Raw genomic sequence first — 19,910 nt, forward strand, 5'->3', positions numbered from 1 at the left:
TCCGGGGCTACTGGTCCGACCACTGCGGCGCACGCTTTTCGATGAAGGCGTTGATCCCTTCCTCGGCGTCACGCTTGAGCATGTTTTCGACCATGATGTTGGACGTGTATTCGTAAGCATCGGCAAGCGGCATCTCGCGCTGGCGGTAGAACGCCTTCTTGCCCGTCTCCAGGGTCATAGTCGATTTCGAGGCCACCTTCCGCGCGATCCCGGTGGTGTATTCGGTGAGCTCCTCTTCGCCCACGACCCGGTTGACCAGCCCGATCTGCGCGGCATGTTCCGCCGAGACCAGATCGCCGGTCAGGAGCATTTCCATGGCGAACTTGTTCTCGACATTGCGCGAGAGCGCGACCATCGGTGTGGAGCAGAACAGCCCGATATTGACGCCGGGCGTGGCGAGACGGGCGGCGGGCGAGGCATAGGCGAGATCGCAGCTGGCGACCAACTGGCAGCCGGCCGCCGTGGCGACGCCGGCGACTTCCGCGATCACCGGCTTCGGGTTGTTCACGATTGCCTGCATGACGCCGGAGCAGTGGGCCATCGTCTCGGCGAAGAAGGCCCGGCCGCGATCCGGTGCCTCGCGTGCCCGCGTCATCTCCTTGAGGTCGTGACCGGCGCAGAACGCGGGACCGGTCGCGGCGAGCACGATCACCCGGACCGCTGGCTCGGCAGCGGCCTGATCGAGGGCCGTACGCAATCGACCCAGCATCTCGAGGGACAGGGCGTTGCGGCGTTTTTCGTCATTGAGCGTGAGGCGCAGAATGCCTTCATTGCTCTGCTCCCACACGAGGATGTCATTGGATTCGGCGAGTTGTTCAGACTGCATGACGATGCCCTTCGGTTAAGATGATGCCACCGGGACCGGAACCGCTGCGTTTACCGCGGCCGGCCGCCGCCTGCATGTCGGGTTCTACGACAACTGTTCCACCGGCCCGCCGGCCTTGACCCAGGCGCCAAAGCCGCCCTCGATATGGGCGACGGGGCCGAGGCCCATTTCCTGCGCGGTCCGGGCCGCCAGGGCCGAGCGCTTGGCGCTGGCACAGTAGAAAACGTAGGTCTTGTCCTGGTCGAAAACGGCCTTTTGCTCCGGGTTATCGGAATCGATCCAGAATTCCAGCATACCGCGGGGACAGGCGACCGCGCCGGGGATCTTGCCCATGCGACGCAGTTCCCCGGACTCCCGCAGATCGATCAGCACATGATCGTCGCTGTCGACCAGGGCCATTGCCTGATCGACGGGAATGGTCTCGATCCGCGCGTTTGCCTCGGCCAGAAGCTCGTTCACGCCCTTCGTAATCGTCTGCGCCATGGTCAAATCCCCAGATGCAGCTTCGGTTTCCAGAAAGGACGGAACAGCTCGATCTTCGGGCAGCGGTCCATCACTACCTTCAGCCCGGCATCCTCGGCGATGCGCGCGGCCTCGTCATTGCGAACCCCGATCTGGCCCCAGAGGACCTTCGCGCCGATCTCTACCGCCTCGCGGGCAATCGCCGGGAGTTCTTCCGGCGCGCGGAACACCTCCACCATGTCGACCGGTCGGTCGATCGCTTTGAGAGACGGGTATACCTTGAGTCCGCGGATCTCGGTGATGTCGGGCCGCGGATTCACCGGGATCATGTCGTAGCCGGTTTCGCTCAGTACCCGCAACACGCCGTAACTGAACTTGGTCTTATCGGGGCTGGCGCCCACCATCGCGATCGTCTTGACCGACTTCAGGATCTCCTGGAGGTATTCCTCGGAATACCCGTCGTCATGATTCGTGTATGTCATTCGTCCTTCTCCTGCGGCGTGGCGATGTCGGCCTTGAGTTCGTGCGACGCGAGCGGATCCAGGAAGGGGTTGCGATAGAGCCGGTAGTGACTCTCGACCCCGATCTCCAGGGTGCAATCCGACTGCGGCCGCGCGACGCAGAGCACCACGTAGCCATCGTTGATCTGCCGGTTGTTGAGCGCGACCTGGGCCCGCTGATCCACCTCGCCGTCCACCAGTCGGGCCGCGCAGGTGATACACCCCCCGTAGCGGCAGCCATAGGGCAGATCGACTCCCTGCTCGCGCAGGGAGTCCAGCAGGGGCCTGCGGTCATCGACCCTGAAGGTCGCGCCGCCGCGGTTGGCCAGGGTAATGGTGTACATCATATCCAGATATCGCTCGTGCAATCGCCGCCCGGATAGCGGGTCTCGTGGCAGCGCGATGGCCCATTGGGTTCCTTGCCGAAATCGACCACGAAATCCGGGTCAATCTCCATGCCCCCGTTCTCGGGGTCACAGTCGACCTTCAGCATGCAGCCGCCGTTGGTGCGGATCTCGGGATAGAACTGGTTATCCCAGGTCGAGAACAGTGAAGTCGTGACGTACAGCCGTTTGCCGTCCAGCGACAGCTGCGTCATCTGCGGCCCGCCCGTGACCTTGACGCCGTTGACCTCGGGTGCCTTGCCGAGCAGCCCGCCCATCCAGACCTGTCCGGTGAGCTTCGGGTTATGCGGATCGGAGATGTCGTACTGGCGGATGTCGCCATGCAGCCAGTTATTCAGGTACAGGAACCGGTCATCCATCGACAGGAGGATGTCGGAAATGACGCCGGGCACGGGGATCGGCCAGTCGGGATGCGGCTCGTTGCCGACGTCGATGACCTTCTCCCACTGCCATTCGCCGTCGTCGTCCTTCCACCAGTGGATGATGTTGGCGCTGAGCGCGGCGCAGCAGAATCCGTGCGTGCTGTCCGGGTTGTGGTGGAAGCGGACCTCGAGCGGGATCAGCCCGTCCTCGCCGAGATAGAAGGTCTGCACCGGCTCCTTCTTTTCGAAGTCCCAGAAATGCAGTTCGCGGCCGTACTTCAGGTGGCCGACCTCCTCGAGGTCGAAGCCCGGCATGAAGGTATTGGGTGCCGCCCATTCGCTGCTGACCATGATGTTGTGGCGCGGCTGGTACCAGAAGTCATAGCCGAACTTGATGTCGCCCATGCTCTCTTCCCAGCGACCGAGGATCTCGAAGTCCTCGTTCAGGTGCAGATAACCGCCCGGCGCGTTGCCGCGCGCGTCACCCAGCATCGAGATGATGATGTCCGAGCCGAGGCAGTGCACCGTATGGGGCGCCGACAGGTTGGTCTTGCGCTTGATCTCGTCGCCGTCGACCACCTTGTGCAGCTTTGGATTACGGGGGTCATCGCCGCAATCGACGATGTGGAGATTCGACGAACGCACCCCCGGCACGATCAGGTAGCGGCGCTCCTTGCTGGCGTCGCCATGGCAGGAGGAGCAGGCGTTCCAGCCCATGTGATGCAGCTCGTCACCGATCCCGGGCATCTCCAGGCGGCTGATCACCTGGCTGTAGTTCGGGCTTTCCGGATCGGCGTCGATGGTGCAGAGGTAGTCCGGCTTCTGGATGCCGGTGCCGGTGTAGATCGCGATGGTGTAGAGCAGCTTCTCCCGTGGCGCCTGCATCGCCTCAGCCGGTGATGCGTAGCCCGGCCCACAACAACATGCCGTTTCGTTCATATCCGATCCTGTCCCGTGTTGAGGAAGGCGGCGGAGCCCGGCGCCTGCCATGTTGTGTCAGGTAGCCGCCTGGTCAGGTGAAGCCAGAGGCGGCGTGAAAAAAGCCGGACCCGGCGTCGTCCGTCTGCCGGGTCTCGCGCTCCGGGCCTGGCTCGCGCGATGAGCGGGCAAGCTCGATCCTGGGGCAGCGGTCCATCACCACTTTCAGACCGCCGGTTTCGGCAATGTGCGCCGCCTCGTCGTCCCGGATACCCAGCTGGGCCCAGAGCACACCTGCTCCGATCTCCACTGCTTCGCTGGCGATTCCGGCGAGCTCTGCCGAGGGGCGGAACACCTCGACCATATCGACCGGCCGGTCGATGGATTTCAGGGACGGGTACACCTTGAGCCCGTAGATCTCGGTGAGATCGGGTCGCGGGTTGACCGGGATCATGTCGTAACCGGCCTCGGTCAGAGACTGCAGGACTTGGTGGCTGGGCTTGGTCTCGTCTGCGCTGGCGCCCACCATCGCGATCGTCTTCACCGATCCAAGAATTCCGTCGACATAGGCTGCGGGATATCCTGCGCCGTGGTCGGTGTCCGTCATTCGCTGCTCTCCATCGACGTCGCTGTGCCGGCTTTCGACTCCCCTGGACCGCGCTGCGCGGTGTGGGCAGCGGGGGCGAAATGCCGGCGGATTTCCGGTCTTATATCGATCAGTCTAATAACAGGCCGAGTATCGGTTCTCAGGCAAGCGGAGTCAACGGGGGGAAAGCCCCTCCAACGGACCCGTGGCGTCCCGGGATCCGCTTAGGGCGGATCTTCTTCGTTGGATGTTTGACGCTCGGATGGCCAGACGACCCACGCGACCATGGGCAGCCGCAGATTCCAGCGGATGGCTGCAAGGCGGAGCCCCAGTGTGATCGCCACCGTGGCGGTGATCGTCGTCGGGAACGGCGTGCCGAGGGCATGCAGCGTGACGAACGCGATACCGCCGAGGATCGAGGCGGTCGCATAAATCTCCGCGCGCAGCACCATCGGCACCCGATCCGCGAGGACATCGCGGATTACCCCGCCAGCCACGCCGGTGAACAGGCCCATCACGACCGCCACCGAACCCGGCGCACCGAGCTGGAGCGCTTTGTGCGCGCCGATCGCGGTGAACAGAGCGAGGCCCACCGCGTCGACCACGGGGAGCACGGTGCGCGTTAACCGGTGCATATACCGGAACCCCGCACTGGCGAGCGCGACGGTAGCCAGTACCACCCAGAGAAAGGTGGTATCCGTGACCCAGAACACCGGCCGAACCCCGAGGACGAGGTCGCGCAATGTGCCGCCGCCGATTCCGGTCACCGCCGCGAGAACCAGCATGCCGAATGGGTCCATCCGGGAGCGACAGGCGACGATCACGCCGGACAGCGCGAAAACGGCCACTCCGGCCAGGTCGAGCCAGTAGACGACCCCGGTCATGGCGCGTGCTCCTGCCGTGCGTGGGCGCTGCACCGAACCGTTGCGGCGACAACCGTAGAGGGTAGGGCGGGTTCCGCGAACATATCCATGAAAAACAGTGCCTTCTGCCGCGTAGAGTCGTGGGATATCGTCATGCTTTCAAACGCTGGCCCGGAGCGAATCGCTGCGGAGAAGGACAGAAACCGCGACATCCCCGCCACTGTAGATCATGGAGCCGCGTTCAGGCAGTGGTGGCCGGTCGCTCATCGGGACATGGGGCGTCACTGGCGCATTGCCGGCGATTGGCCCCCAGGGCGTTATAATCGATTATCGACGCCACCGCGGGAACCGCCCCATGGAGACCTTCGAAGCCGTCACCGCCGCTATCGCGATCACCCTCGGGGTCGGCTGGGCCAGCGGGATCAATCTCTATGCCGCGATGCTCACGCTCGGGCTGATGCAGCGCCTCGGGTACGCGACGCTGCCGGCCGGTCTCGAGATCCTCGCCGATCCGCTTGTCATTGCCGCCGCGGCGCTCATGTACATGGTCGAGTTCGTGGCGGACAAGACTCCCGGTGTCGATACCGGGTGGGACGCCATTCACACCTTCGTTCGCCTCCCGGCGGGCGCACTGCTGGCAGCGGCGGCGGTTGGTGACGTCGCGCCGGCGGCGGAACTGGCGGCCGCAATTGTAGGCGGTGGCATGGCGGCCGGCAGCCATTCCGTGAAAGCCGGAGGCCGCGCACTGATCAACACCTCTCCCGAGCCATTTTCCAACTGGACCGCCTCCATTGCCGAGGATGTGGCGGTCATTGGCGGATTGTGGCTCGCCCTGTATTCCCCCCTTGTGTTTCTGGTCCTGCTGGCCCTCTTCATCGCGGTCATGATCTGGTTGCTGCCGAAGATCCTGCGGGGGCTCCGCGCACTTGGGCAGCGTGTCGGCCGCTTACTCGGTCGCCACTCGCGGAGCGGCGATGCCGGAGTGGGGCGGTTGCCCCATGACGGGCCGTGAATGGGACCGCTGGCACGCACATAGCGCGTGCGGCGTATGGACGCTTCTTATTTCAAACGGCCCGCTGCAGCGGGCCCTCGGTATCGCGGTTCGGATGCCACGGGATGCGACCGTCCAGGGCCCCGGAGGCGTCGATGATCTCGGCCACCGCTTTCTCCTGGCGGTATGCCATCACGTGCACGCCGTGTACGCCCTCGATCTCGCGGATCTGCTGGATCGTCTCGATGCAGATCCTGCGTCCTTCGCGTTTCGGGTCCTCTGCCCGGGCGAGACGGTCGACGATCGCGTCGGGGATATGGATTCCGGGCACGTGCGTGCGAATCCAGCGCGCGGCATTCGCCGAGGCCAACGGTCCCACGCCGACCAGGATAAAGACTTCCTCATGGAGTCCGGCATCGCGCACGCGCTGCATGAAGTCCTTGAGCATCTCGATGTCGAAGCAGTATTGCGTCTGCACGAACTGGGCACCGGCGGCGATTTTCTTCGCCAGGCGCTCGACCCGGAACGCCTGCGGTGGCACGAAGGGATTCGCCGCCGCTCCCATGAACAGCTTCGGCGTCGCATTCAGCTTACGCCCGCTGCGGAGCTGACCCTCGTCACGCATCATGCGAACGTTTTCGAGCAGCGTCATGCAGTCGTAGTCGAACACGGGTTTGGCTTCGGGCTGGTCGCCCGCCTGGACACCGTCGCCCGTCAGGCAGAGCACGTTCGACACGCCCATTGCGGCACCGCCGAGGATGTCTCCCTGCATCGCGATCCGGTTCTTGTCGCGGCAGGAGACCTGCATGATCGTGGCGTAGCCCGCGCGCGTGAGCAGCGAGCAGACGCCCACCGAAGACATGTGACAATTGGCGCCGGAGCCGTCGGTTGAATTGATCGCGTCGACGTAACCGTCGAAAATTCGTGCACGCTGATAGACATCGTCGGGATCCGCGGAGTCGGGTGGTGCGATCTCCGTGGTCACGGCGAAACCGCCGGCGCGTAAAACCCGTTCGAGGCGACCCGGGGAGGAATGACCCGGTAACCTCGGCAGTTGGAATCCCGGGACGGGCTCGTCGTCGAATTTCATGCCGCGTCCTCCTCCTTGCCCTCCGACTTCAGCCAGATCACGCGCAGCCAGGAGGATCTGCCCTCCAGCGTACGGTCCACCGGTACGTCGACCTTGTGGATCTCGGCCCCGTTTCTCATCCGCCGCGAACCTTCCCAGGCCTCGACCCAGACACACTTCATCTCCGGGATGACCTCACAGTGGCCGTTCGCCCGAACCCCGCCACAGGGCCCGTTGCGCAGCTGCTTGGGGCAATTCATCGGACAGGACATACCGGTCTTCGAAAGCGCGCACTGGCCGCACATCTGGCAATCGAACAAAAAGCCCTTGGTCTGCCGCTCGATCCAGGCGACCGGCTTCTCCAGACGCTCATAGCCGATCCGGCGAATCATCGGTTCAAGCAGCAGCAGTACCCGCTCGAAACCGTTGTACAGGGTCTCCATGCCGCGGGCGTGGCGTACGGACCACCGGCGCACTGCATACATCGCCTTACCTCCAGATCGTCGCCGGGCTCTTGCGTCGGGCGCCGCCAGTCGGCGATGCAGGCCTCGCAGGGCCGTCTCGCTCCGCTGCCTCTGGCTCACCGCCGAGAATATATCAATCGGTCTAAAAACTACCTGAGAGTATCGGCCGTCAGGTAGGCCGCGTCAATGCAGCCGTTCTGCCCGCTCCCCGACGTTGTGATAAAGGGGCTCCCGGGTGGTCATTATCGATCATATCCATCTTCTGCCTCATCAGGGATTATCATGCGTAATGATGGCGGTAAGCCGGGACGGCCGTGCAGCCGGTCCGCGATCGTTCCCGGAAGATCCTGGCTTCGGGGCAGGACCAACCGCTGGACCATCCTGCAGAGCGGCTATCTCCGCGGGCAATTGCAGAAGCCTGTTGAAGCGAGGAAATCGTGGAAACTTTCCTGCTGGTCTTTTACGTCCTGCTGGCGTTGGGCGTGTCGTTCTTCTGTTCGATCGCCGAGGCGGTGCTGCTGAGTGTCTCGGACGGCTACATTCGCCTGCTCGAGGAGAGCGGCCGAAGGGCGGGCCGCATGCTCAGGCGCCTCGTTCGGGATATCGATCGGCCGCTGGCGGCGATCCTCACCCTGAACACCATCGCGCACACCATGGGGGCGGCGGGAGCCGGCGCCCAGGCGGCAGTGGTATTCGGGAGCGCCGCCGTGGGTGTCTTCTCCGCCGTTCTGACCCTGCTCATCCTCGTATTCTCGGAGATCATCCCGAAGACCCTTGGTGCGCATCACTGGCGCCGGCTCGCCCCTGCAATGGCCGTCGGCGTGAGCGGTTTGATCATCCTGCTCGCGCCGTTCGTCCGGCTGTCCGAAGCGCTCACCCGCTGGCTCACCGGTGGACAGCCGCGCGCCGGGATCAGCCGTGGTGAATTCGCCGCACTGGCGGAGGGTGCTGCCCAGGACGGCCATCTCTCGGAACACGAAATCGGGGTGGTGCGGAACATGGTGGGGCTCCGGGATCTCTGTATTCGCGAATTGATGACGCCGCGCACGGTCATCTTCTCGCTGCCGGACGACATGCGTGTAGCGACCTACTTCCACAAACACGACCGTGATCGGTACTCCCGCATACCGGTCTATTCCGGCGACTCCGAGCAGATCACCGGTTTCGTGCTGCGCAACGATCTGCTTCTCGCGTATGGCCGCAACAACGGTGAGAAAACGCTGGCCGAGTACCGCCGTGACCTGCGCGCATTGCCCGAAGGGTTGTCCGCGCTTCGTGCACTGGAGCAGGCGGTGTCGACCCGCTGCCACATGCTGCTCGTCGTTGATGAGTACGGCAGCACCCAGGGGATTCTCACCCTGGAGGACCTCATGGAGAACGTGCTCGGCTGGCAGATCGTGGATGAAGGCGACGCGGAGATCGACCTGCGCCGAGCGGCTCGGCGGCGCGGACGGCGACGTTTCGGACGACTGTTCGGGATCGGTGAGCACCGCAGGCCCAGTGAAGAGTCGTGACCCACGCCCGCTCATCATCCCTTGTGCGAGAACCTTCGCGGGCCGGCTCGGGATTCCCCGGATTTGCGGGGGACGAGGGATATCCGGCCCCTCGGGTGTCCCCGGCAGTTCGGGAAATCCGTAGCGGGATAGGGGAGAGGGGACTTCTGCCGGGTTGCCGGGTATTAAGAATCTGACCCGGAATTCTGCAGAGGGAGCGATGTCAGACCTTACAGCCGGGCATGTAATCCAGGCGGAATGACGCTGTATCGCGAGAAGGCGGGACAGACCCTTTTTCGACTCGGGTGCAGCAAGGCGTCTTGCTCGATTTCGTCCACATTCGACACCAGCGGCCGTCGCAAGTCCGGAGGACAGGCTATGAGAGAACCAACCGATCGTGCTCGACGCAGGCTGTTGCTGGGCGGCGCCGGTGCGTTCGCGCTCGGTGCGACGCCGGGACTCGCCGCGCTGATGCCCACCCCGCGCCAGACCCGCGGCCCGTTCTACCCGCCGAAGCCGCCGCTGGATTCGGACAACGATCTCGTACGCGTGGACGGGCGCTCGGCACGCGCCGCCGGCGTCATCACCGACCTCACGGGACGCGTCCTGGACCGCGCCGGTCAGCCGGTCGATGATGCGACCGTGGAGATCTGGCAGTGCGACGCCAACGGACGCTACCACCACCCGTCGGCGTCGAAGCGGGGCCGTGATCCCAACTTCCAGGGATTCGGCACATTCACCACCGACACCGACGGGCAGTACCGTTTCCGGACCATCAAACCCGTGCCCTATCCGGGGCGCACGCCGCACATCCATTTCCGGATCGTCGCCCCGGGGTTACCCGAGTTGGTTACGCAGATGTACATCGCTGGCCATCCGCTGAATGCCGATGACCGGATCTACCGAAGCGCGGGCGAACGACGTGAGCGTCTTGCCGTCGCGTTCGAGCCCGCACTCGATACGGAGGCCGAACGCCGGGCCCGGTTCGATATCGTCATCGACCCGGGGGGCTGACGGGGTCGCGGAACCGGCGCTCAGGTGGACTCCCACGCCGTTTCCCCGTCGTCAGCGTCGTCGTGGCAGTGAACGGACCCGACAAGGGCCTCGATACCCTGCACATGCGTCCCGCGCCAGTAGATGCGATCGCACCCTGTACACCGGCGGAACGTATCGTAGTACCGCCGCGTCAGCGGCTTCAGCCGGTGTGCGATGGCGGCCTTGTCGACGTCTTCCAGAACCGCGTTGCAGCGCGAACAGCGCGTGAACGGTCGGGCGGCGCCCGCGAGATCGAACCGCTGGACGACCTCGCGCAGCTGGTCGCGCGGATCGTCGGCGCGCACGAAGTAGCCGTGCGTCACGATTCGCCGCTTGAGCACATCGCGGTCGCGGGTGAGCAGTACGCGTTCGTCCGTGGTCGCCAGCGCCGCGAGCTCGCCATCGTCGATGTCGTTGCGGTAGTGGGCGTCGAAACCGCAGAGGCGGAGATAGCGGGCGAGCGCGCCCAGGTTGGCATCCAGCGCGAACCGTGTCCGCGAATCCGCTGCTCCGCCCGGGATGTTGGCGCTATCGGTGATCGGGTGGGCCTCGATGCGGTCACCGTCGCGTACGATGTACCCGAAATCCACCGGCAGACCGTTCACCACGAGCCTGCCGATTTCGGGATGCGGTACCCCCAGGGCCTCGACCATGTCCTTGATCGAGGCGCGCCGATCAAAACGGTGCGGGAATGCGACCTCCTGCCGTTCAGGCGCAAGGAAGTCGTTGAGTGCGTCGTGGAATCGGAACTGGGCTTCGGCCATGGATGGTGTGCGGCGGCTGCGCAGCGGTTCGGTCAGAGGCATCGACACCGTTACTGAATGCTAGCATGCCGGGCCGGATGGGAATGGCCCGGAACCCCGCGAGCCACCTCACGGCCACTCGCCCGAGCCCGCGACCTCCCGGACCGCTCCGCCCGCCTGTGAAAAACGATGTCGGAGCTCGAAGAGCGCCCGCTTCTGGTAGCATCGCGTGCCGCGCGTACGCAGGAGCAACCGTCCGCGCTGACGACCGCCCGCGCCGCAAGACAGGATATTCTACGCCGCAGCGGGTCTTGTTGCGGAGCCCGCGTCGATGTCCGAATCGCAGAACGACTACGCCGAGCTCGTGGCGCCGGCCTATCGTGCGCATGCCGACCAGCTGCTGACCGCGATCGTCGATGTGATCGGTGACGCCGTCGTGGCCATCAACGACGACCAGCAGATCATTGTCTTCAACCGCGGGGCCCAGGCCATGTTCGGCTACGCCCCCGGCCAGGTGCTCGGTCAATCGCTCGACCTCCTGCTGCCGCCGGAGAGCCGGGGGCAGCATGCCGGCCTGGTGGCGGGGTTCGTCGCCGAGCCGTCGGTCACCCGGCGCATGGGCGAACGTCGCACCATCCACGGTGTGCGCCGTGATGGCAGCCGTTTCCCGGCCGGGGCCACGATCGCGCATCTCAGGCTCCCGTTCGGCAGGGTGATGGTCGCGGTGGTGCGCGACATATCCGAGCACGTCGAGACGCGGGAGCGGCTGCAGGAGTCGCTGCGCCTCGAGGAGGCGCGCGCCCGGACCGATCCGCTGACCGGCGTACGCAACCTGCGGGCCTTCCAGGACGCGCTGCAGCGTGAACTCGCCCGCCTGGACCGTGGGGCCGCCCCGCTTACGCTGGTCTACATCGATCTTGATCACTTCAAGCCGATCAACGACACCTTCGGTCACGCGTTCGGCGACGAGGTGCTGGTCACGATCGCGCAGCGGCTGGACGGCTTTGTGCGTGACATGGACGTGGTGGCGCGGATCGGCGGGGACGAGTTCGCAATCCTGATGCCGGAAACGGATGGCGACTCGCTCCGGGCTCGCGTGGCGCAGCTGCACGAACTGTTACTGGAGGACATGCGGGAAGGGCAGAGCGGCGTGACGTTCAGCATTGGGGTGTTGACGTGCACCGCGGTGCCCGACAGCGTCGAGACCTGCATGCACGAGGCCGATGCGCTCATGTATCGGGTCAAGCATTCGACCCGGAATGCGGTCGAATTCGGGACCCTCCCGGCCTGATCGGGTCACGCGCCGCCGCGGTTGTGGCGAAAAGATGCTGCAATCCCGTGAACTAGCCGGACAGATGGACGGCCAACTCCGCCGAGCGCTCCAGCGCACCTTCCATATACCCGCCGAATGTACGGGCCGTCTCCGAACCACCTGGCAGTAACCGTCCATCCCATGCCGAGCTGAACGCGGGCAGTGGTCCATATTCGGGGTGGCTGGTGGGCGGGGCGCGGTCGTCCGGTGAGGCGGTTTCCGGCTCGAATGCCCAGTCCTGCAGACACGTGTGGCGCGTGTCGCGCGCCGCCGGGCCGAACAGGCGCTCGATCTGCGCCATCGTGGCCTCCGCGAGCGCCTCCGGATGGTCGCGCCGTATTTCCGCGGGGACACCGTAGAACCCGAAAAGGGCGCCGGGGCGGCCCGAGAGGGGCGAAGCATCGTGGATCTCGACGAGTGGTCCGGAATGGCTCATCGCATCGCCGGAGAGGCCTTCGTCGCGCCAGAATGGCGTTGCGTACACGGCCACGAATTTGGCATGGCCGGCCATCCAGGTGGGGACCCCCTTCAAGCCGCGAGTCTGCGCCGGCGACAGCTCGGGATTGAAGGTCAGGCTCGCAGCGATGCGGGGTGGCAGGGCGAGCACGAAGTGCTCGGCGGGCCAGTTGCGGCCATCGGCGAGCAGCAGGCCACGCTCGCGGTCAACGCCGCGCACCGGCGTCGCCGGATGCAGCCGCGATGCCGGGAGCTCGGCGGCGAGCGCGTCCGTCAGCGATTTCACGCCACCGTCCACGCGCAGCGAACCGGCCATCGAGGCGAAGCCCCGGTCGCGGTGGACCGTCGCCTGGTCGTCCTCGTAGAGCAGATCGCCCATGGCGTACTGCTCGAACACCGGGCAGCCCAGACGCTCGGCCAGCGCACGCATGCGGGGCTGGATGGACCAGAACCAGGACGGCCCGAGATCGAAGGCGGCCCCGTCGACGGTAAGCGACTGCATGCGTCCGCCCCAGCGTTCGCGCGCCTCGAACAGGTGCCAGTCGATCCCCGCCCGTTCCAACTCGTCGGCGAGCGCCAGACCGGCCAGGCCGCCCCCGACGATGGCGACGGCGCATCGGGGCCGGGCGCTCAAGGTGTTGGTGCCGCCGCGTCGATCAGGTGCCCGGTCTTCATCCACACGCGCGCACCTTCCGGCCCGCAGACGCCGGCGAAGGGCACCCCGTCGGGCAGGCGCAGCCAGGAGCCGCAGTGCAGCGTGCGCGTATCATCCGAGAGCGTCCCGTCGAGCACCAGAAGCTCGATGCCGCCCCGATCGCTCACCTCGAACGCGGCATGGGGTGCGGCCTCGGTGTAGGTGACCCGCTCGCGCGCATCCTCGTGCAGCACCGCGACCGAGCGGTCGTCGCCCACAGGTTGTGCCTCTGCGTGCATGTCCTTGCTGAACTGCAGCCCGTCGTCCGGGGCGAACTGCCAGAGCTTGACGAAGATCGTGCACCCTTCGGTCGATCCGGGCGTGTGGCTCGATCCCGGCGGGTTGCGTACGTAGGTCCCGGCCGGGAACGCACCGGTCTCGTCCTCGAACACCCCGTCCAGCACGATGAACTCCTCGCCGCCGCCGTGTGTATGCGCCGAGAACGAACTGTTCGGCGCGTAGCGCACGATCGAGGTCGCTCGCGCGACTTCCTCGCCGATCCGATCCAGCATCCGGCGATCGACGCCCGGCATGGGCGAGGGGACCCAGGGCTCCTGCTCCGAGTGGATCAGGGCCGGTCGGGTAAAGTCGGCGTTGATTTTCATGGCGTGCTCTCCTGATCTGATACCGTGCTCGCCGCGCTCAGGCCAGTGGCACTGGCTGGCGACAAGGGACGACTCTCATATTAGATTGTGTGCAATTAATTTGCGAGGGTGCTGTCCGGTCGAAGCATCCGCCCCGTCGTTTGTCCGCCATCGCACAGACATGGCTCGCACCGCCACGTCTAGACTGGTCCCACTGTACCGATCAAGGGGTACAGCCATGACGATAACCATGGCTGAAGCCAGGACCACCAGGAATGCTGCGGCAGCGCAGGATCAACGCTGTGGAGTGAACGATTACGGCAGCGTCGGCGAAGCGCAAGCGGCCCTGGAGAACAGCGGCATCCGCCTCGCCAGCTTCGATCGCGCCGATCTCACCGACATGGCGAAGTGGATGTGGCGCAACGATGCCTCGCCCGAGGACGCCGCGATCGCCTTTGGTCTGAAACTGGCCAGTGACTTCGGCTAGAAGGGCCCGGGTCACGGCCTGCGCGGCAACCCTGCGACTCCCGCCCGGCTACCTGATCGAGTCTGGAACTGACCGGTGGTCTCCGCCGTGCTGCTGGAGCGGAACGCAGAGACCACGGATCAGACCCCGCGAGGGGTGTTCCGCCCGACCGCCGCTTCCTCACTGACCAACGCCCAGGGTGGCGGCTCACCGATGTGCGCGCGCAATGTTTCGACGAAGCGGCGCACTCGGGGTGGCACGTAGCGGCGCTCGGGCATCAGCACGGAGATGTTGGCCGGCCCGACTACCGGGTACTCGGCCAGGAGCCGCACAAGCTGACCGCTGCGGAGCTCGTCCACGACGTCCCAGACCGATTTCAGGGCGATACCGGCGCCGGCAAGGCACAGCGCGCTGACCGCGTCCCCGCGGCGGCAGCGAATCCTCGGTGGAACACGCACCGACTGGTCGGTGTCGCCAACGTGGAAGTGCCACACGTCCTTGTCCTCGAGGACCAGGCAGTCGTGGCTGCCGAGCGCATCGGGCGTGGCCGGAACACCGTTTCGCTCAAGGTAGGCGGGCGCGGCGACGACGATGCGCCAGCTATCGAACAGCGGCTTGGCGACGTTTCGGGAGTCGGTGAGCGGCCCGATGCGAACCGCCAGATCCAGTCCCTCGCCTACCAGGTCCTGTTGGCGGTCGGTGAGGTGGAGCTCTACCCGCACCCGCGGATACTGGTGGGCGAATTCCGCCACGGCCGGTGCGACGTAGCGCTCGCCGAAACGCGTCGGTGCGGCGACCCGCAGCGTGCCAGAGTCGTTGCCGCCGCGCTCGTCGAACATGGCGATCAGGGCGTCGCTGTCGTCGATCAGAAGCCGGGCGCGATCCAGGGCCGCACCACCTTCGTCGGTGAGTGTCAGGCCCTGGGTGGAGCGGTGAAAGAGGCGCACGCCCAGGCGAGCCTCCAGTCGGTTCAGGCGTTTACTGACGCTCGCTACCGACAGGTCGAGCTCGCGCGCCGCGCGCGAGAGGTTGCCCGTCTGAGCGAGGCGCGCGAACACCCGCAGCTCGTCGGTCAGCTCCACCGGTCGACCTTTCGCATTCCGTGAAACCCTCTTTTCGCGCGCGCCGGTTTCGCCCGCCCGCGTCCGGCAATAGCGTGAGCGTACTGCAATACCGCTCGATCGGGCCAGACTGAATACGACCCGAACGCGATATCCGCATCGCTTCTCCAGCCACCGACCGCAAAGAGGAGGTCCTTCGTGACGAACGACGAGACAGTCCTGGAAACGCCCGCTACCAGTGAAGGCGTACCTCCGCCCGAGGGGCCGGCGAACGTCATCAATACGGATTACGTCATCGGCCAGGACAACATCGCGACGACCAAGCTGGGTGTAAACGTCGATCTGCACCGCAAGGTCTTCAGTGTTTCGTCGCTCGTGATCCTGACCTTCGTGATTCTGACCCTGGCACTGCAGAACGAGGTGAAACCGGTCTTTGATGCCGTGTTCAGTTTCGTGACCGGCAACCTGAGCTGGGTGTTCCTGTTGGGCAGCAATCTGTTCGTGCTCGTCAGTGTCGCGCTGATCTTTACGCCGGTCGGAAGGGTTCGGATCGGTGGAGCCCATGCCCGTCCCGAGTTCAGCTACGGCGGATGGTTCGCCATGCTGTTCGCCGCGGGCATGGGTATCGGCCTGATGTTCTACGGCGTGTCCGAGCCACTGACCCACTTTGGTACCGCCATGAGTGGAACCACCGTGGAGGACGGGGTACGCACTGACTGGGCGCCGCTGGGGGGCGCGGCTGGCAATGAGCAGGCCGCGACGCAGCTCGGAATGGCCGCGACCATCCTCCACTACGGGGTGCATCCGTGGGGGAGCTACGCCATCGTCGGTCTGGCACTGGCCATCTTTGCCTTCAACAAGGGCCTGCCGCTGACGATGCGCTCGATCTTCTACCCGGTGCTCGGTGAGCGCATCTGGGGCTGGCCGGGTCATGCCATCGACATCCTCGCGGTGTTCGCGACCCTGTTCGGTCTCGCGACCTCACTGGGTCTGGGCGCGTCCCAGGCCACGGCGGGCTTGAGCTATCTGTTCGGCGTGCCGGATACCGACGCGACCATGGTTCTGCTGGTCATGGGGATTACCGCCATCGCGCTGGTCTCGATCGTACTCGGCGTGGAAAAGGGGGTGCAGCGCCTGTCGCAGCTGAACATGGTGCTCGCCTTCCTGCTGTTGATGTTCCTGATCTTCGTAGGCCCGACTCTGCTGATCGCCACCGGATTCTTCGAAAGTATGGCGGCCTACGTGGTCCACCTGCCGGCGCTGTCGAACCCCTTCGGACGGGAAGATGCCAATTTCACCGAGGGGTGGACGGCGTTCTACCTCGCCTGGTGGATCTCCTGGTCGCCGTTCGTCGGCATGTTCATCGCCCGCGTCAGCCGTGGTCGCACCGTGCGCGAGTTCCTGATCGCCGTCCTTCTGGTACCGACCCTGGTCGCCATCGTGTGGATCACCGCCTTCGGGGGCACCGCCATCGACCAGGTGCTCAACAAAGGCTTCGAGGGCGTCCAGGAGGCCGCTCTCGAACTGCAGCTGTTCGTGATGCTCGGCGAGCTGCCGTTGGCCACCATCACGTCTACGGTCGGTATCGTGCTGGTGATCGTGTTCTTCGTGACCTCCTCGGACTCGGGGTCGCTGGTGATTGACTCCATTACGGCCGGCGGCAAGGTCGATTCCCCCAAGGCGCAGCGCGTCTTCTGGGCGGTGATCGAGGGCGCCATCGCCATCGCCCTGCTTCTGGGTGGTGGTCTGAAGGCTTTGCAGAGCGCCGCGGTATCCACCGGCCTGCCGTTCACGCTGGTGCTGATGGTTGCCTGCTACGCGCTGGTCAAGGGCCTCGTGAGTGAGCCCATAACGGATCGGCGCCGCGAGTATGCCGAGGAAGCGGCTTGATCTGAACGGCCCGGGTGGCCTCGATGGCTGCCCGGGCCGTTCATGTCCCCGCCTGCTGCATCGGAAGGTAGACGCCGGATATCCGTGACCCCGAAATACCCGGGCGCAAGAATGACATCACACGGGGGCCGATGAAGCCCTGCGGCGTGGCTGGAATCAGGCGTTATGCCGGATCGCTGGATCCGCCACGAATGTGGTGTACCGGGTGTCTCCTTTCCCGGTACCCACGGCTGGACTATCCTCAGGCCGAGCAGGGACTGAATCGGGCAGCCGAAAGGGGGTGGCATGGCGGGGCGGATCGTGATCTGTGCCGACGGCACATGGAATCGGCCGGAAGAAGATGCCGAAACCGATACGCCGACCAATGTCCTGCGGATGGCGCGTGCCATCAAACCGTTCGATGACGACGGTCGATCCCAGCAGGTCTTCTATGACTGGGGCGTGGGCTCGTATTACGGCCAGGTCTCCGGCGGGATTACCGGTCGGGGGATCCACAAGAACATCAAGGATGCCTACCGCTATATCGTCCAGAATTACGATCCCGGTGCCGAGATCTTTCTTTTCGGTTTCAGCCGGGGTGCCTATACCATCCGCAGCCTCTGTGGGCTCATCAACAATTGCGGCATTCTCAAGCGGCCGGACGCGGCATTGATCGAACAGGCGTTCGATCACTACAAGAAAGTAAGTGACAAATGGGCCCCGAAGGGGGAGGCCGCCCGTCGTTTTCGAGAACGCCATGCCCACGGGTCACGGGAGATCCGCTTCGTGGGAGCGTGGGATACCGTGGGAGCGCTGGGTATCCCTTTTTCACTGCTGGGGCTCTTCGACCGTACCGATGAGTTTTACGACACGAAGCTCGGTTCCAATGTCCGCATGGCTCGCCACGCACTGGCCATTGATGAGCGGCGGGAAGATTTCGAGCCGACCCTGTGGGAGCCACGCGACGGGCTGGATCTGGAACAGGTCTGGTTCGCGGGCGTTCATGGCGATATCGGGGGCGGTTACGAGCCCGACAGGCAGGGCCGCCTGAACTCGGATTTCCCGCTGGGATGGATGATGAACGAGGCGACGGCAGCGGGCCTGTCACTGGAATCGCATCTCCCTGAAAGCCTCAATGCCAGCGTCAAGGCCCCGGTGCATCGCTCTGTCCGGCATATCTATCGCTTCCGCGGGAAAGATCCCAGAGCACTGGAGAGGGCCGGACGACCGACGCGCATCCACCGCTCGGTGAAGGAGCGCTGGGAAGCGGATTCGGACTACCGGCCCGAGAACCTGCAGGAATACCTCGACGCCCACGATTGGCCCGCCACTCTGGCATGACGGCCACACGCTGGTGCTACTGCCGGGCGATGGGCTTCGTGGGCGTGATTCTCGGCACGCGGCGCTGATAGCGCTGGTACTGCTCGCCGTGGAAATGCGCGAGGTCGCGCTCCTCGAGCGCCACGCCCACGAAGATATAGCCCGTAGTCAACACAGCGAACAACAGATGTCCCGCGCTCATCTCCGGGGTCGCCCAGAAGGCGATGATGAAGCCCAGCATCAGCGGGTGCCGCAGATAGCGATAGAGCCCGCGTACGCAGAATCGCGGCGGTTCATAGCGACGCCCCTGAAAGTGCAGCCAGGCCTGTTTCAGGCCGAACAGATCGAAATGGTCGATCAGGAACGTCGACCACAACACGATCAGCCAACCCACCGCGAACAGCACCCAGAGAACCGCTGTGGCCCCCGTGCTCTGAGCCGACCAGATGGGCTGTGTCAGCGGTTGCCACAGCCAGAACAGCAGGAACAAAAGGAGACTCGAGAGCAGCACATAGGTGCTGCGCTCCGCGGCCGGCGGTATGAAGCGCGTCCACCAGCGCTTGAATGCCGGTCGTGCCATCACACTGTGCTGTACGGCAAAGAGCCCGAGCAGCACGGCATTGATCACGATCGCCGTGGCCACGGAACCGGTTGCCCCGGAATCGATGGACTTCGGGACGATGAAGTTGCCGACGAAACCGACGGCGTACAGGAAGCTCGCCAGGAATACGAGGTAGCTCACCCCCGCGTAGAGCAGAATGAGGATGCGACCCATGATCCACCTCCACGATCTTCGATCACCATTGATCGGCGTCCGTGTCGCCGGGGGAGGCGGCTTTGCGCGAAACCACCTGCACGCCCGGGTCCCTGAACCCGGGGACGCAGGGGGTGACCGTATTGTTCCCGAAAATGCCAGCGGTCGACAAAGCGACGCTCGGGGGGGGCGGTCATGACACGTTGCGCCCGCGAGTGTCCAGGGCCTGACCCGGCGCGCGGGTCGGGGAGGGATGAGATGCTGCTCCGACCAGGAACATCCCGTCGGGCATCCGAACAGGGAAGGCCCGACCCCATGACGGGGCCGGGCCGTGCCGGCGTATCGCCTTATTGTGCCTTGAAACACCTCCAGCTCTGGTGGTCTTTATGACACGTGTGCCGTTACACAGCGGCTTCGGGGAAGGCGGCATTCGTGGCATTGTGCGCCGTTGCAGCGCCTCCTGGCCGGCAAGTATGCCAAACCCACAAGCAATATACGGTTGTGGCGGTTTCACTTGGTCAGTTCGGGGCGATACCGCCCTGCCGGCTTCCCCGCGTGCCTCAGCGTCCGCCGGCTAACGCTGGGTATTAGTGAAACTAGGATTTGACTGCACCCTGTGCAAGACGGGGAGAACCCCCATGCAAAAACGACACGAAACATGAGGTCCGTTTCACGGAT

21 protein-coding genes are annotated in these 19,910 nt (G+C 64.9%); 7 read left to right on the top strand and 14 right to left on the bottom strand.

Features of this window, described 5'->3' with window-relative positions; translation table 11 throughout:
* Window positions 1-7 precede the first annotated feature (7 nt).
* The 7 genes from A0W70_RS00615 to A0W70_RS00645 all read right to left on the bottom strand — a co-directional run bounded on the left by A0W70_RS00615 (window position 8) and on the right by A0W70_RS00645 (window position 4,942).
* Window positions 8-826 (bottom strand): enoyl-CoA hydratase, encoded by an 819-nt coding sequence (locus tag A0W70_RS00615; RefSeq protein WP_070987351.1) that lies wholly within the window; start codon window positions 824-826, stop codon window positions 8-10.
* Between the two features lie 84 nt (window positions 827-910).
* Window positions 911-1,309: a rhodanese-like domain-containing protein gene (locus A0W70_RS00620; RefSeq protein WP_070987353.1), complete on the bottom strand. Its 399-nt coding sequence runs from the start codon at window positions 1,307-1,309 to the stop codon at window positions 911-913.
* Window positions 1,310-1,311: 2 nt separating this feature from the next.
* Complete coding sequence (locus A0W70_RS00625; protein WP_070987354.1) at window positions 1,312-1,770, bottom strand: CoA-binding protein; 459 nt, start codon at window positions 1,768-1,770, stop codon at window positions 1,312-1,314.
* Window positions 1,767-2,135, bottom strand: coding sequence for a 2Fe-2S iron-sulfur cluster-binding protein (locus A0W70_RS00630; RefSeq protein WP_217495348.1), 369 nt, complete (start codon window positions 2,133-2,135; stop codon window positions 1,767-1,769). The genes A0W70_RS00625 and A0W70_RS00630 overlap by 4 nt, the downstream gene beginning before the upstream one ends.
* On the bottom strand, window positions 2,132-3,493 hold the full coding sequence (locus A0W70_RS00635; protein WP_070987357.1) for a selenium-binding family protein: 1,362 nt from the start codon (window positions 3,491-3,493) through the stop codon (window positions 2,132-2,134). The genes A0W70_RS00630 and A0W70_RS00635 overlap by 4 nt, the downstream gene beginning before the upstream one ends.
* Before the next feature lie 73 nt (window positions 3,494-3,566).
* On the bottom strand, window positions 3,567-4,079 hold the full coding sequence (locus tag A0W70_RS00640) for a CoA-binding protein (protein ID WP_070987359.1): 513 nt from the start codon (window positions 4,077-4,079) through the stop codon (window positions 3,567-3,569).
* A 203-nt stretch (window positions 4,080-4,282) separates the two neighbouring features.
* Window positions 4,283-4,942 (bottom strand): trimeric intracellular cation channel family protein, encoded by a 660-nt coding sequence (locus A0W70_RS00645; protein ID WP_070987361.1) that lies wholly within the window; start codon window positions 4,940-4,942, stop codon window positions 4,283-4,285.
* Between the two features lie 334 nt (window positions 4,943-5,276).
* Between A0W70_RS00645 and A0W70_RS00655 the strand changes: the two genes are divergently transcribed.
* Window positions 5,277-5,933: a DUF4126 domain-containing protein gene (locus A0W70_RS00655; RefSeq protein ID WP_070987365.1), complete on the top strand. Its 657-nt coding sequence runs from the start codon at window positions 5,277-5,279 to the stop codon at window positions 5,931-5,933.
* A gap of 52 nt (window positions 5,934-5,985) precedes the next feature.
* Here the strand turns inward: A0W70_RS00655 and A0W70_RS00660 are convergent, their stop codons facing one another.
* Entirely contained in the window at window positions 5,986-7,002 is a 1,017-nt protein-coding gene (locus A0W70_RS00660; RefSeq protein WP_070987367.1) for a methylenetetrahydrofolate reductase, read from the bottom strand.
* Entirely contained in the window at window positions 6,999-7,466 is a 468-nt protein-coding gene (locus tag A0W70_RS00665) for a methylenetetrahydrofolate reductase C-terminal domain-containing protein (RefSeq protein ID WP_075109805.1), read from the bottom strand. The genes A0W70_RS00660 and A0W70_RS00665 overlap by 4 nt, the downstream gene beginning before the upstream one ends.
* A 416-nt stretch (window positions 7,467-7,882) precedes the next feature.
* Here A0W70_RS00665 and A0W70_RS00670 point away from each other — a divergent pair, with 416 nt between their 5' ends.
* Together A0W70_RS00670 and A0W70_RS00675 are read left to right on the top strand one after the other, a co-directional pair.
* Window positions 7,883-8,959 carry a CNNM domain-containing protein gene (locus A0W70_RS00670; RefSeq protein ID WP_070987371.1) on the top strand — a complete coding sequence of 359 codons (1,077 nt, stop codon included), beginning with the start codon at window positions 7,883-7,885 and terminating at the stop codon, window positions 8,957-8,959.
* Between the two features lie 357 nt (window positions 8,960-9,316).
* Complete coding sequence (locus A0W70_RS00675) at window positions 9,317-9,952, top strand: dioxygenase family protein (protein WP_070987373.1); 636 nt, start codon at window positions 9,317-9,319, stop codon at window positions 9,950-9,952.
* 20 nt (window positions 9,953-9,972) lie between these two features.
* Here A0W70_RS00675 and A0W70_RS00680 read toward each other — a convergent pair whose 3' ends face one another.
* Entirely contained in the window at window positions 9,973-10,779 is an 807-nt protein-coding gene (locus tag A0W70_RS00680) for a Mut7-C ubiquitin/RNAse domain-containing protein (protein ID WP_217495349.1), read from the bottom strand.
* 268 nt (window positions 10,780-11,047) lie between these two features.
* On the opposite strand from A0W70_RS00680, the gene A0W70_RS00685 reads away from it, so the two are divergent.
* Entirely contained in the window at window positions 11,048-12,007 is a 960-nt protein-coding gene (locus A0W70_RS00685; RefSeq protein WP_070987375.1) for a GGDEF domain-containing protein, read from the top strand.
* A 52-nt stretch (window positions 12,008-12,059) separates the two neighbouring features.
* Here A0W70_RS00685 and A0W70_RS00690 read toward each other — a convergent pair whose 3' ends face one another.
* Both A0W70_RS00690 and A0W70_RS00695 read right to left on the bottom strand, forming a co-directional pair.
* Complete coding sequence (locus A0W70_RS00690) at window positions 12,060-13,163, bottom strand: flavin monoamine oxidase family protein (protein ID WP_217495350.1); 1,104 nt, start codon at window positions 13,161-13,163, stop codon at window positions 12,060-12,062.
* Window positions 13,115-13,783, bottom strand: coding sequence for a cupin domain-containing protein (locus A0W70_RS00695; RefSeq protein WP_070987379.1), 669 nt, complete (start codon window positions 13,781-13,783; stop codon window positions 13,115-13,117). The genes A0W70_RS00690 and A0W70_RS00695 overlap by 49 nt, the downstream gene beginning before the upstream one ends.
* Window positions 13,784-14,000: 217 nt before the next feature.
* Here A0W70_RS00695 and A0W70_RS00700 point away from each other — a divergent pair, with 217 nt between their 5' ends.
* On the top strand, window positions 14,001-14,249 hold the full coding sequence (locus tag A0W70_RS00700) for a hypothetical protein (RefSeq protein ID WP_139150643.1): 249 nt from the start codon (window positions 14,001-14,003) through the stop codon (window positions 14,247-14,249).
* A 119-nt stretch (window positions 14,250-14,368) separates the two neighbouring features.
* On the opposite strand, the gene A0W70_RS16660 is transcribed toward A0W70_RS00700, so the two are convergent.
* Window positions 14,369-15,310 (bottom strand): LysR family transcriptional regulator, encoded by a 942-nt coding sequence (locus tag A0W70_RS16660; protein ID WP_070987383.1) that lies wholly within the window; start codon window positions 15,308-15,310, stop codon window positions 14,369-14,371.
* A 177-nt stretch (window positions 15,311-15,487) separates the two neighbouring features.
* On the opposite strand from A0W70_RS16660, the gene A0W70_RS00710 reads away from it, so the two are divergent.
* The gene (locus A0W70_RS00710) at window positions 15,488-17,179 is read left to right on the top strand and encodes a BCCT family transporter (RefSeq protein ID WP_070987385.1); all 1,692 of its coding nucleotides are present in this window, start codon (window positions 15,488-15,490) and stop codon (window positions 17,177-17,179) included.
* A 285-nt stretch (window positions 17,180-17,464) separates the two neighbouring features.
* Window positions 17,465-18,499, top strand: coding sequence for a DUF2235 domain-containing protein (locus A0W70_RS00715; protein WP_070987387.1), 1,035 nt, complete (start codon window positions 17,465-17,467; stop codon window positions 18,497-18,499).
* Window positions 18,500-18,515: 16 nt separating this feature from the next.
* On the opposite strand, the gene mddA is transcribed toward A0W70_RS00715, so the two are convergent.
* On the bottom strand, window positions 18,516-19,253 hold the full coding sequence (mddA, locus tag A0W70_RS00720; protein WP_070987389.1) for a methanethiol S-methyltransferase: 738 nt from the start codon (window positions 19,251-19,253) through the stop codon (window positions 18,516-18,518).
* Window positions 19,254-19,910 lie beyond the last annotated feature (657 nt).

Origin of the sequence: Halofilum ochraceum, assembly GCF_001614315.2 — a bacterium.
Taxonomy (GTDB): domain Bacteria; phylum Pseudomonadota; class Gammaproteobacteria; order XJ16; family Halofilaceae; genus Halofilum; species Halofilum ochraceum.

What these genes read in the sequence shown, in the direction of transcription:
- A0W70_RS00615 (WP_070987351.1), bottom strand. Translation starts at nt 826, where the DNA reads ATGCAGTCTGAACAACTCGCCGAATCCAATGACATCCTCGTGTGGGAG.
- A0W70_RS00620 (WP_070987353.1), bottom strand. Translation starts at nt 1,309, where the DNA reads ATGGCGCAGACGATTACGAAGGGCGTGAACGAGCTTCTGGCCGAGGCA.
- A0W70_RS00625 (WP_070987354.1), bottom strand. Translation starts at nt 1,770, where the DNA reads ATGACATACACGAATCATGACGACGGGTATTCCGAGGAATACCTCCAG.
- A0W70_RS00630 (WP_217495348.1), bottom strand. Translation starts at nt 2,135, where the DNA reads ATGATGTACACCATTACCCTGGCCAACCGCGGCGGCGCGACCTTCAGG.
- A0W70_RS00635 (WP_070987357.1), bottom strand. Translation starts at nt 3,493, where the DNA reads ATGAACGAAACGGCATGTTGTTGTGGGCCGGGCTACGCATCACCGGCT.
- A0W70_RS00640 (WP_070987359.1), bottom strand. Translation starts at nt 4,079, where the DNA reads ATGACGGACACCGACCACGGCGCAGGATATCCCGCAGCCTATGTCGAC.
- A0W70_RS00645 (WP_070987361.1), bottom strand. Translation starts at nt 4,942, where the DNA reads ATGACCGGGGTCGTCTACTGGCTCGACCTGGCCGGAGTGGCCGTTTTC.
- A0W70_RS00655 (WP_070987365.1), top strand. Translation starts at nt 5,277, where the DNA reads ATGGAGACCTTCGAAGCCGTCACCGCCGCTATCGCGATCACCCTCGGG.
- A0W70_RS00660 (WP_070987367.1), bottom strand. Translation starts at nt 7,002, where the DNA reads ATGAAATTCGACGACGAGCCCGTCCCGGGATTCCAACTGCCGAGGTTA.
- A0W70_RS00665 (WP_075109805.1), bottom strand. Translation starts at nt 7,466, where the DNA reads ATGTATGCAGTGCGCCGGTGGTCCGTACGCCACGCCCGCGGCATGGAG.
- A0W70_RS00675 (WP_070987373.1), top strand. Translation starts at nt 9,317, where the DNA reads ATGAGAGAACCAACCGATCGTGCTCGACGCAGGCTGTTGCTGGGCGGC.
- A0W70_RS00680 (WP_217495349.1), bottom strand. Translation starts at nt 10,779, where the DNA reads ATGCCTCTGACCGAACCGCTGCGCAGCCGCCGCACACCATCCATGGCC.
- A0W70_RS00685 (WP_070987375.1), top strand. Translation starts at nt 11,048, where the DNA reads ATGTCCGAATCGCAGAACGACTACGCCGAGCTCGTGGCGCCGGCCTAT.
- A0W70_RS00695 (WP_070987379.1), bottom strand. Translation starts at nt 13,783, where the DNA reads ATGAAAATCAACGCCGACTTTACCCGACCGGCCCTGATCCACTCGGAG.
- A0W70_RS00700 (WP_139150643.1), top strand. Translation starts at nt 14,001, where the DNA reads ATGACGATAACCATGGCTGAAGCCAGGACCACCAGGAATGCTGCGGCA.
- A0W70_RS00715 (WP_070987387.1), top strand. Translation starts at nt 17,465, where the DNA reads ATGGCGGGGCGGATCGTGATCTGTGCCGACGGCACATGGAATCGGCCG.
- mddA (WP_070987389.1), bottom strand. Translation starts at nt 19,253, where the DNA reads ATGGGTCGCATCCTCATTCTGCTCTACGCGGGGGTGAGCTACCTCGTA.